12 protein-coding genes are annotated in these 10,542 nt (G+C 73.8%); 4 read left to right on the top strand and 8 right to left on the bottom strand.

Annotation, left to right across the window (positions count from 1 at the left end; translation table 11 throughout):
* Positions 1 to 65: 65 nt before the first annotated feature.
* Positions 66 to 1,205, bottom strand: coding sequence for a M50 family metallopeptidase (locus tag HMPREF3099_RS05155; protein WP_070704881.1), 1,140 nt, complete (start codon positions 1,203 to 1,205; stop codon positions 66 to 68).
* Positions 1,206 to 1,343: 138 nt separating this feature from the next.
* Between HMPREF3099_RS05155 and HMPREF3099_RS05160 the strand changes: the two genes are divergently transcribed.
* Positions 1,344 to 2,219, top strand: a complete 876-nt coding sequence (locus tag HMPREF3099_RS05160; RefSeq protein WP_083323513.1) for a RecB family exonuclease — start codon at positions 1,344 to 1,346, stop codon at positions 2,217 to 2,219.
* Here the strand turns inward: HMPREF3099_RS05160 and HMPREF3099_RS05165 are convergent.
* Positions 2,209 to 2,925, bottom strand: coding sequence for an HAD family hydrolase (locus HMPREF3099_RS05165; protein ID WP_237769749.1), 717 nt, complete (start codon positions 2,923 to 2,925; stop codon positions 2,209 to 2,211). The two genes, HMPREF3099_RS05160 and HMPREF3099_RS05165, sit on opposite strands and share 11 nt — an antisense overlap.
* A gap of 554 nt (positions 2,926 to 3,479) precedes the next feature.
* On the opposite strand from HMPREF3099_RS05165, the gene HMPREF3099_RS05170 reads away from it, so the two are divergent.
* On the top strand, positions 3,480 to 4,340 hold the full coding sequence (locus tag HMPREF3099_RS05170) for a PAC2 family protein (protein ID WP_070704886.1): 861 nt from the start codon (positions 3,480 to 3,482) through the stop codon (positions 4,338 to 4,340).
* 12 nt (positions 4,341 to 4,352) lie between these two features.
* On the opposite strand, the gene mshC is transcribed toward HMPREF3099_RS05170, so the two are convergent.
* Positions 4,353 to 5,651: a cysteine--1-D-myo-inosityl 2-amino-2-deoxy-alpha-D-glucopyranoside ligase gene (mshC, locus tag HMPREF3099_RS05175; RefSeq protein ID WP_070704889.1), complete on the bottom strand. Its 1,299-nt coding sequence runs from the start codon at positions 5,649 to 5,651 to the stop codon at positions 4,353 to 4,355.
* Between the two features lie 87 nt (positions 5,652 to 5,738).
* Here mshC and HMPREF3099_RS05180 point away from each other — a divergent pair, with 87 nt between their 5' ends.
* Positions 5,739 to 6,710, top strand: coding sequence for a magnesium and cobalt transport protein CorA (locus HMPREF3099_RS05180; protein WP_070704892.1), 972 nt, complete (start codon positions 5,739 to 5,741; stop codon positions 6,708 to 6,710).
* Positions 6,711 to 6,712: 2 nt separating this feature from the next.
* Here the strand turns inward: HMPREF3099_RS05180 and HMPREF3099_RS05185 are convergent, their stop codons facing one another.
* The gene (locus tag HMPREF3099_RS05185; protein WP_070704894.1) at positions 6,713 to 7,066 is read right to left on the bottom strand and encodes a hypothetical protein; all 354 of its coding nucleotides are present in this window, start codon (positions 7,064 to 7,066) and stop codon (positions 6,713 to 6,715) included.
* A gap of 62 nt (positions 7,067 to 7,128) precedes the next feature.
* On the opposite strand from HMPREF3099_RS05185, the gene HMPREF3099_RS05190 reads away from it, so the two are divergent.
* Entirely contained in the window at positions 7,129 to 7,404 is a 276-nt protein-coding gene (locus tag HMPREF3099_RS05190; RefSeq protein ID WP_237769750.1) for a DUF5703 family protein, read from the top strand.
* A 144-nt stretch (positions 7,405 to 7,548) separates the two neighbouring features.
* Here HMPREF3099_RS05190 and HMPREF3099_RS05195 read toward each other — a convergent pair whose 3' ends face one another.
* The 4 genes from HMPREF3099_RS05195 to HMPREF3099_RS05210 all read right to left on the bottom strand — a co-directional run.
* Positions 7,549 to 8,967 carry a M20/M25/M40 family metallo-hydrolase gene (locus HMPREF3099_RS05195; protein WP_083323514.1) on the bottom strand — a complete coding sequence of 473 codons (1,419 nt, stop codon included), beginning with the start codon at positions 8,965 to 8,967 and terminating at the stop codon, positions 7,549 to 7,551.
* A 67-nt stretch (positions 8,968 to 9,034) separates the two neighbouring features.
* Positions 9,035 to 9,541, bottom strand: a complete 507-nt coding sequence (locus HMPREF3099_RS05200; protein ID WP_070704896.1) for a ferritin — start codon at positions 9,539 to 9,541, stop codon at positions 9,035 to 9,037.
* Positions 9,542 to 9,680: 139 nt separating this feature from the next.
* Complete coding sequence (locus tag HMPREF3099_RS05205) at positions 9,681 to 10,070, bottom strand: hypothetical protein (RefSeq protein WP_070704899.1); 390 nt, start codon at positions 10,068 to 10,070, stop codon at positions 9,681 to 9,683.
* A gap of 2 nt (positions 10,071 to 10,072) precedes the next feature.
* A partial coding sequence (locus HMPREF3099_RS05210) for a hypothetical protein (RefSeq protein ID WP_237769751.1) occupies positions 10,073 to 10,542 on the bottom strand: 470 nt, incomplete at its 5' end.

The raw sequence follows: 10,542 nt of genomic DNA on the forward strand, positions 1-10,542 counted from the left end.
CGGGGGACGGCTGGGGGGAGGTCATGGGCGCCGATTCTAGGTGCTCCCCGGGGGCCGGGCTCCCGTCAGCCGCGGGCGTTGGCGCGCATGCCGGCCTCCATGGAGGCGTGGTCGGCCAGCCCCACGATGCGCGGCGGAGTGGGCCGGCCGTCGGGGTCGAGCGAGCCGGGCTCGCGGATGGCGGCCACCTGCAGGCGGCGGGAGGTCACCGCCTCGAGCAGGCGGGTGATGTCCTCCTGCGGGGCGGCGTCCACCGTCCAGTCGCCGGGCACGGTGCGGGCCACGGCGGACAGGGGCGTGGAGTCACGCAGCTCGGCGGGCACCTGGGCCAGGGCGGAGGGGTCCACCAGCCCCACGGCGCGGTGCTCGGCATCGGTGGTGACGACGCCCACCGGCACCGGGAAGCCGCGCACTCCCAGCAGCGCCGAGACCGGCGCGTCCTGCGGCAGCCCCACCGCGGGCCGCATGACCGACCCGGTGGAGTGGCGGCCCAGCTCCTGGCGGGCCGCCCCGGCCTGGATGGAGCGCGTGGCCCCGGCCCACAGCACCCACGCGATGAGGCCGCCCCACATGACGGTCACGAGGCTGCGGCCCTGGACCACCATGAGCGCCACGAAGGCGATGACCACCAACGCGATGAGGCGCCCGGTCCAGCCGGCGGCCACCAGGCCCGTCGGGCGGCTGCCGGTGGCCTTCCAGACGAGGGAGTCCACCACGTGCCCGCCGTCCAGCGGCATGCCCGGCAGCAGGTTGAAGAGGCCCACCAGGCCGTTCACCCACAGGGCGCTGGCCACCACCATGTGGGGCACGCCGTCGGGCACCACGAACAGGGCCGCGGCCGCGAGCGCCGCGAGCACCAGGTTGGCCAGCGGGCCGGCCACGGCGACGATCGCGTTGCTGCCCGGGGAGGTGTTGTCGGACTGGTGCGCGGTGTGCCCGCCGATGAGGTCGAGCTGCACGCGGGTGACCGTGTAGCCGCGCCACTGGGCGGCCAGCACGTGGCCCACCTCGTGGACGAAGACGCTGAAGACCAGCATCGCGGCGTAGGCCAGGCCCAGGCCGTAGGCGGTCACCGGGCCGAGGGCGTCGGTGAGCTGGCTGCCGTTGAGCACCACCACCAGGACCACGAGCAGCGGCCAGGTGGTCCCCAGGTACACCGGCACGCCGCGCACGCTGCCGATGCGCCATCCGGAGGGCTGGGCCATGGGGACTCCTACGGGTCGTGGGGGCGGCCACCATCGGGCCGGCTGCGGGCGCCCAGCCTACGGGCGGGGCGGCCGGTCGTCCGGGCGGGTGGGTCGCTGGCGGAGGGGATGTCGGTGGCGGCACCTATCGTGGCGCCCATGGTGACCGCAGCCCTCTCCCCCAGCCGCGCCGGCGACTTCATGCAGTGCCCGCTGCTCTACCGGTTCCGGGTGGTGGACCGGCTGCCCGAGCCGCCTTCGGCCGCGGCGGTCCGGGGCACCTTCGTGCACGCGGTGCTCGAGGACGTGTTCGACCTGCCCGCCCACCGGCGCCGCCCGGACGACGCGGTGGGGCTCATGGAGGCCGCCTGGAAGCGGGTGGTGGCCGAGCGCCCCGAGGCCGTGGAGGTGGTCGGCGAGGGGGCCGAGGCGACGCCGGAGGAGATGGCCACGTGGATGGCCGAGGCCGAGGCGTTGGTGCGGCGGTGGTTCACGCTCGAGGACCCGAGCGTGCTCGAGCCGGCCGAGCGCGAGCTCTACGTGGAGGTGCCCGTGGAGCGCGAGGGCGAGCAGGGGCAGCTGACCCTGCGCGGGTACGTCGACCGGCTCGACGTGGCCCCGGCCGACGGCGCGGTGCGGGTGGTGGACTACAAGACCGGTCGTGCCCCCTCGGAGCTGTTCCAGGCCAAGGCGCTCTTCCAGATGAAGTTCTACGCGCTGGCCATCTGGCGGCTGCGCGGGCGGGTTCCGGCCCTGCTGCAGCTGGTGTACCTCAAGGACGGCACCATCCTGCGCCACCAGCCCACCGAGGCCGAGCTGGTGGCCACCGAGCGCAAGCTGCTGGCGCTGTACGACGCCATCGAGCGGGCCGCGGCCACCGGGGACTGGCGCCCCAACCGGTCGCGGCTGTGCGACTGGTGCAGCTTCCAGTCCATCTGCCCGGCGTGGGGTGGCACTCCCCCGCCGCTGCCCACTGACGCCGCGGACCGGGCCACCGACGAGGCCGTGAGCGGGGCCGCCTCGCTCAGTGGGTGAAACGCTCCCACAGGGAGGTGAGAGTCTCCCCCTCGAGGGTGGTGACGGTGACCGTGTTGGGGGTCTCGGGCAGGTCGACCATGAGCGGGATGGCCACCAGGTGCGTGCCGGCCGCTGAGGCCGAGCCGACGCCGGAGGGCGAGTCCTCCAGGGCCAGGCAGGCGGCCGGGTCCACGCCGAGGCGCTCCGCGGCGGTGAGGTAGGGCTCTGGGTGGGGCTTGCCGTGCGTCACGGCGTCGCCGGTGACCACGGTGTCGAAGGTACCGGCCGGCAGGGCGTCGGTGAACGCCTCGGCCAGGGAGGTCCACGACATCGTCACCAGGGCGGTGGGCACGCGCCGCTCGACGCACTCGGCGAGCAGCTCACGGGACCCCGGGCGCCAGGGCATGTGCTGGCGGACGCCGGCGGTCACCTCGGCGAGCAGGCGGTGGATGATCTCGTCGCGCGGCAGGTCCACCGGGGTGCGCTCCAGGATGATCTCGGCCGACACCTCCAACGGGTTGCCCACCATGGCCAGGGCGTCCTCGTGGGTCCACGTGCCGCCGAAGGACTCCACCAGTGCGGTCTCGGCAGCCATCCACAGCGGCTCGGAGTCGATGAGGGTGCCGTCCATGTCGAACAGGACGGCGGCCGGCAGGTCCGGGCGGGCGGTGGCGGTCGCGTCGGACTGGGGAGCGTCGGGCTGGGACACGGTCGAAATGGGCACGGCGGGATCGGTCACCCGGCCAGTCTCCCAGCCGCGTCCGGCCCCGCCCCGACGCCCCCGGCCCGGAGGCGCCGGCCCCGACTGCGTGGGCCCGGACGTCCCGGGCACGACTGCGTGGTCGCTTCGTCGCGGTGGCCCCCGTGGGAGGGGTGTGCTATCGCGCGATAGGTCGACCGTTTCCCAGTCACCTGCCCGCGATTCGGTCGACCTATCGCGCGATAGCACACCCTTCCGGGCACACCCTTCCGGGCACACCCTTCCGGGGCACGGTGCGCCAGGCGGGCGGGGGCAGCGGTGCCGTTCGCCGGGCACCTGGGCGGAACGGCGCGGACCCGCGGCACGGGCCCAGCGCGACGGGGGCTCGGGGTTCAGGCACGGGAGAGGTGGCGCGGCACGGGACAGGTGTTGCTGGCACGGGACAGTGCGCGTGCGGGGAGCACGCTTCCCGTGCGCGGTGGGGTTTCGCGTGCGGCCCGGCGTGCCCCGGGCCGGGTCTCCCGCCGGCAGCCCCTCCCATGGCCGGGGCCGCCGCGGCGGCCACCTACCCTGTGCCAATGCTCAACGAGGACCCCGCCCCGCTGCGCGACCCGGTCGTGGTCGCCGCCTTCGAGGGGTGGAACGACGCCGGGGAGGCGGCCACCGCGGCCATCGCCCACCTCATCGAGGTGTGGGGCGCCGAGGAGGTGGCGGCCTTCGACCCCGAGGACTACTACGACTACCAGGTGCACCGCCCACGCATCGTGCGCCGGGGCGGCCGCCGTCAGGTGGAGTGGCCCACCACCAGCTTCCACGTCGCGCAGCCGCCCGGGCTCGACCGCGACGTCCTGCTCGTGCAGGGCCTGGAGCCCTCGATGCGGTGGCGCGCGTTCACCGAGGAGCTGCTCGGCTGGGTGGCCGAGGCCGGCGCCACCGAGTTCGTGACCCTCGGCGCGCTGCTGGCCGACGTGCCCCACACCCGTCCGCTGCCGGTCAGCACCACCACCAGCTCCCTGGCACTCCAGCGCCGGCTCGACGTGCAGGCCGCCGACTACGAGGGCCCCACCGGCATCGTGGGCGTGCTCAACCAGGAGGCCGAGGACACCGGCCTGGACGCCGTGAGCCTCTGGGTGTCCGTGCCGCACTACGCCGGCGGCGTGCCCTCGCCCCGAGCCACCTGGGGACTGCTCACCGCGCTCGAGGAGGTGCTCGACACCGTCATCGACACCGCGGACCTGGAGGAGCTCTCCCGCGCGTGGACCCGCGGCGTGGAGGAGCTCACGCGCCAGGACGAGAACGTCGCTGAGTACGTGGAGGCGCTCGAGGAGGCCGTGGACGAGCTCACCTCGCCGCAGGCCTCCGGCGACGCGCTGGCCAAGGAGTTCGAGCAGTACCTCAAGCGCCGCGAGGGCGACGGCGGGAGCACCCCGCCGGTCTGAGCCGACCGGGCCTCAGCGCAGGTCGATGCCGAGCAGGGCGTCCACCGCCACGAGCAGCGCCGGGCCCTCGGCGAGCGCCCCGGTGCGCGCCTGCTCCGAGCCGTCCAGCACGTGGTCGGCCCAGCGGTCCACCACGGCCAGTGCCCCGGGGGTGTCGAGGTCGTCGGCCACGCGAGCGGCCACGTCGCGGGCCACCGCGTCCCCGCCGGCTTCGCCCGCCACCTGGTCCCCCGCACCACCGCCGGCGGCCACGAGCTCGGTCGCGGCACGCCATCGGGCCAGGCGGGTGCGGGCCTGCTCCAGGTGGCCGTCCGTCCAGTCCCACGCGGTGCGGAAGTGCTGGCTGAGCAGCGCCAGGCGGATGGCCGCCGGGTCCTCCCCCGCCGCCCGCAGCCGCGAGACGAGCACCAGGTTGCCCTTGGACTTGCTCATCTTCTCGCCGTCCAGGCCCACCATCGCCTGGTGCACGTAGTGCTGCGCGAACGCCTCCCCGGTGAGGGCGCGGCTCTGCGCGGCGCTCATTTCGTGGTGCGGGAAGACCAGGTCGTCGCCGCCGGCCTGCACCAGGAAGGGCGTGCCCAGGTGGTCGCGGGCGATGGTGGTGCACTCGATGTGCCAGCCCGGCCGCCCGTCGCCCAGCGTGCCTCCCTCCCAGTGCGGCTCGCCCTCCCGGTGGGCGCGCCACAGCAGCGGGTCGAGGGCGTCCTTCTTGCCGGCGCGCTCGGGGTCACCGCCGCGCTCGGCGAAGACCGCCATCATCTCCTCGCGCGACCACCCGGAGACCTCCCCGAAGGCCGGCGTGCTCGCCAGCTCCAGGTACACGTCCGATGCGGTGCCCGGCGCGTCGTCGGCCGGCAGCCGGTAGGCGTGGCCGGAGTCCAGCATCGACTCCACGGCGGCCACGTCCGAGGGGATCCCCTCCACGGCGCCCACGTAGGCGTCCGGCGCGATGATGCGCAGCGCCTCCATGTCGTCGCGGAACAGCTGGATCTCGCGCTGCGCCAGGTCCTCCCAGTGCACGCCGTCGCGCTCGGCGCGCTCCAGCAGCGGCTCGTCCACGTCGGTGACGTTCTGCACGAAGCGCACCGGGTGCCCGGCGGCCCGCAGCGCGCGGTGCAGGGTGTCCACCGTGAGGTAGGTGGCCGCGTGGCCCATGTGCGTGGCGTCGTACGGCGTGATGCCGCAGACGTACAGGCCGGCCTCGCCCTGCGGGGTCAGCTCCTCCTGCCGCCCGGTGGCCGTGTCGTGCACCCGCAGCGGCGGGGCGGTCAGCGGCAGGGCGGGCACGGTGGGCGAGGTCCAGGATTCCACCCGCACAGGGTAGGCCGTGGCGGGCGTGACGCAGGTGACCGGCCGAGGGGCCCGTCGGTCGGCGGTGCGGTTGCCAGAATGCGCCCCATGATCGTGGACAAGGCGGTGTACGCCGACGGGCGGCGGTATGAGTGCCAGGACGTGGCCGAGGGACTGGCCCGGGCCCAGCAGGCCGACGGGAACGCCTTCCTGTGGGTGGGCCTCTACGAGCCGTCGGCCGAGCAGGTGCAGCACTTCGCGCGCCTGCTGGACCTGCACCCCCTCGTGGTGGAGGACATCGCCACCGGCCGCCAGCGCCCCAAGCTCGACGTCATGGACGACTCCGCGATGCTGGTGTTCCGCACCCTGGCCTACTTCGAGGAGAACAGCGACGTCGAGACCGGCGAGGTGCTCATGGTGTGGGGACCGCACTGGGTGCTCACGGTGCGCCACGGCAAGCACACCCGCCTCACCGGCGTGCGGGCCCGGCTGGAGCGCTCCCCCGAGCTCATGGCCCACGGGCCGGCCTCGGCGGTGTTCGTGGTGGCCGACCACATCGTGGACACCTACACACGGGTGGACCTGGAGCTCAACGACGACCTCGCGCGGGTCGAGCAGGCCACCTTCGGCGGGGAGCAGGACGTGGACGTCACCGAGATCTACCGGCTCAAGCGGGAGATCCTGGAGGCCCGCAGCGCCGTGCACCCGCTGGTGGACCCGGTGCGGCGCCTCGTGCACTCCTCACGCCTGGTGCCCGAGGAGCTGCAGCCCTACCTCAGCGACGTGCAGGACCACCTGCTGCGCGCCGACGACCACGTGCTGGGCTACGACCAGTCCCTCACCGACATCCTCCAGGCGCACCTGTCGATGGTGTCGGTCAAGCAGGGCGAGGACACGCGCAAGATCTCGGCCTGGGCCGCGTTGGCGGCCGTCCCCACCATCGTGGGCGCGGTGTACGGCATGAACTTCGACCACATGCCCGAGCTGCACTGGGTGTGGGGCTACCCGGTGGCGATGCTGCTCACCGTGGTGATCGTGGTGCTGCTGTACCTGCGCTTCCGGCGCTCCGGCTGGCTCTGAGCTCAGCCGCGGACGTCGTCGTCCTCCACCTCGGAGTCGTCGTCGTAGTCGTAGGAGTCCTGGTCGCCGTCGTACTCGTCGTCGTACCGACCGGCGAGGGGACCGTCCTCCTCGTCGTCGTCGAAGTCGTCGTCCTCGAGGTCGTCCTCGTCCTCGTCGGAGTACACCTCGAAGGGCGTCACCTCGCCGTGGGCCTCCAGCAGGGCGTCGTCGTAGTCCTCGAAGGCGTCCGCGAGGTCGTTGTAGGCGGCGATCACCCGGGGGTCCTCCTCCCCGGTGCGGGAGGAGCAGGCCTCGAGGTGCCGCTCCAGGGCGGTGACGAGGGTGGTCAGGGCGCTGCGCGGGTCGGTGGCCATGGGGCCACCGTAGCGCGGGAGGCGGGGCGGCGTCAGGGGAATTGCCCGTGCACACTGTGGCGATGCAGCCCAGCCAGCCGCCCCGCCGTCAGCCGACCCGCGCCGTCGCCGCCCACCACCGGGCCCGTGCGGCCGCCGTGTGGGAGTACCGGGTCGTCCAGGCCCCTCGGGAGCTGTCGCGGGCGGACCTGAGGCAGCTGCTCACCGAGCTGGCCGAGTACGAGGGCTGGAACGTGCACACCGTGCGCCTCTACGAGGGCGGGCGACGGAAGGTCCGCCTGCGCCGCAAGGTGATCCGCCAGCGCCGCCCGCAGACGCTGCTGGGCCCGCCCGCCTGAGGCGGCTCCCCTCATCGAGCCCGCGCCCGAGGGACCGGCGTCGAGCGGGCCTGGCGCAGATGTCCGGTTGCGGTCCAGAGGTACGCCTCATGGCCCGTACCTCTGGACCGCAGGCGGACATCTGGGGCCACGGGGCGGGACGGCTCAGGACTCGAGCACGAAGCGGTGCAGCACCCGGGCGCCGAACTCCAGCGCGCTGACCGGCACCCGCTCGTCGACGCCGTGGAACATCGGCGCGAACTCCAGGTCGGCCGGCAGCTGCAGCGGGGCGAAGCCGTAGCCGGTGATGCCCAGCTCGGCCAGGTGCTTGTTGTCCGTGCCACCGGAGAGGCAGTACGGCAGCACCCGGCAGCCGGGGTCCTCGGCCTCGAGCACGCTGCGCATGACGTCCACCAGCGGGGCGTCGAAGGGGGCCTCCAGCGCGGGCCCCAGGTGGTGCACGGAGACCTCCACGTGCTCCCCGGCCAGCTCGGCGATGGTGTCGAGCACGTGCTGCTGCTGCCCCGGCAGGAAGCGGCAGTCCAGCCCGGCGGTCACGGTCTGCGGCACCACGTTGTGCTTGTACCCGCCGTTCACCATCGTCGGGTTGCTCGTGTTGCGCAGGGTGCCGGCCACGAACTGCGAGGCGCCACCGGTCTGCGCCACCACCTGCTCCAGGGAGGGCGCGTCGTCCACCGACCAGTCGATGCCGGCCTGCTCCCCCACCCCCTCGAGCAGCACCCGCACCGACTCGATGGTCTCGGCCGGCCAGTCGTGGGCGTGGATGGCCGCGAGCGCCGCCCCCATCCGGGCCACGGCGTTCTCGGCGGTGGGGACCGACCCGTGCCCGGCGCGGCCACGGGCGGTCAGCGTGAGCCAGGCGATCCCCTTCTCGGCGGTCTGCACCAGGTAGGTGCGCTGCGCTTCGGCGCCGTCGGCCACCTCCTGGCCGGGCACGGTGATGGAGTACCCGCCCACCTCGCTCACGGCCTCGGTGCAGCCGGCGAACAGCTCGGGGTGGTGCTCCACCAGGTGGCCGGCGCCCTTCACGCCGCCGGCCTCCTCGTCGGCGAAGAAGGCCACCACCAGGTCACGGGCGGGGCGCTGGCCGGTGCGGGCCATGTAGCGCACCACGGCCAGGATCATGGCATCCATGTCCTTCATGTCCACCGCGCCGCGGCCCCACACCATGCCGTCGCGCAGCTCGGCGCCGAAGGGGTCCACGGACCAGTCCTCGGCACGGGCAGGCACCACGTCGAGGTGGCCGTGCAGCACCAGGCCCGGTCGGGAGGAGTCGGTGCCCTCCAGCCGCACCACCACGCTGGTGCGGCCCGGGTCGGACTCGAACACCTGCGGCTCCAGGCCCACCTCGCGCAGCCTGGCCACCACGTAGTCGGCGGCCTCGCGCTCGCCGGGGCCGGAGCCGTCGCCGAAGTTGCTGGAGTCGATGCGGATCAGCTCGCGGCAGAGGTCGGTCACCTCGTCGGTGGGCAGCGGCACGCCCGCCGGGGTGCCGGCGGTGGGGTCGGTGGCCCTGCCGGAGGTGCGGTCCGCGGCGGTCGGGTTCACGGCATCGGAGGACATGGCCTCCACGCTACGGGCCCCGCACCTCGCCGGGAGGTGCGGGGCCCGTGGGCGCGACGGGGTCGGCTCAGGCGCCGGTGGTGCCCCGGCTGGCCAGGTCCGCGTCGATGCGCAGCAGGCCCGGGCCGTCGTCGCCCACGCGCTCCAGGGCGGAGAGCACCTCGCCGACCGTGGCCTCCTCCTCCACCTGCTCGGCGACGAACTCGTTGAGCAGCGGGCGGGAGTCCAGGTCGCCGGCGGCCTCAGTGGCCACGTAGAGCTCGCGGATGGCGGCCGACACCTTCTCCTCGTGGGCGAGCGCGGCGCGGAAGGCCTCCAGCGGGGTGGGGTTGGTGAGCGGCTGCTGGGCCGGGACCTCGCCGATGACGGGGCGCCCGCCGCGGTCGAGCACGTGGTCGATGAAGCGCTGGGCGTGCAGCACCTCCTCGTCGGCCTGCCGGGTGAACCACGCGGCCGTGCCCGGCAGGCTCTGGGCGGCCATCTCGATGGCGAGCTGCCGGTAGGTCAGCGCGGCCCGGAACTCCAGGGTGATCTGCTTCTCGAAGGCGGGCACGAGGCTCTCGGGGATCTTCATGGCGCCGAGCGTAGGTGCGTGCGACCTTCCCGGCACCCTCGCTGAGGCTTGCCTGTGCCCCCGGCGAGGAGTGCCCGGTATGAACGCTGTGGGTCCCGCACCCGGAGACGGGGGCAGGGCCCGCGGGGTGGCCGTCTGGTCAGGTCACGATCCAGACGTCCTGGGGGCTGCCGCAGGCCTCGGGCAGTTCGAACTGGGTCACCTCGTGAGCCTCGTCGGTGGGGAATCCGGCTCCGCCGACGGTCACCTCGGAGTCGAGGGCGAACGCGTCGTCGGGAGTCTTCACGGTGCCGTCCTCCACGGAGCTTCCCCCAGGCAGGACGGCCACGTGGTCGGTCCCCTCCACGGTGACGTGGAGGCACCCCTCGCGGTCGGTGAACGTGCCCGTGTATCCGCGGTCCGAGTGACTCCACGGGGTCGACCAGGTGCCGAACGTCGGGCCGTCCCCCGACGGGGTGCACCCCGCCGTGAGGACTCCGATGCCCAGGGCCAGCGCGGCTTTGAAGACGGTGCGGTGGGTGGTGTTCATGGTCAGCTCCCGGAGAGAGTCGCTCCGTCATGGGAACTGGTACTCCCGCAGTGTGCCGTGCCGGTGATGGCCACCCGGCCGCTGCGTGCGGCCGTGAAACCTGCCGTGCAGAAGGTGCCTCGCCAGGTGCCGCCCGATCCGAACTCCGGGCCGCTGGTGGCGGACGAGGTGGTCACCTGCACGTGCTTGACGCCCGCAGGAAGCGTGATGCCCTCGAGAAGGTGCTGCGCGGTCGCCGCCCGCGCACCGGCATCGGCCGTGGAGGCTGCATCGAACCCGCCCAGCACGATGGTGACGGTCTCCGCGCCCGGGCTGACCTCGGCCGACACGTCGTGGCGTCCCTCGATGAGCGTGGCTGCCTGCTCCACCACCTCGTGCTCGATCTGTGCGCGACGTTCGGCGCTCGGGCGGTCGGAGGCCACCACGTACCTGGCCTGGTTTCCCGGCTCTTCGGAGTTGAGCGTGGGTGCTT

Source organism: Kytococcus sp. HMSC28H12 (assembly GCF_001816045.1).
Lineage (GTDB): Bacteria > Actinomycetota > Actinomycetes > Actinomycetales > Dermatophilaceae > Kytococcus > Kytococcus schroeteri.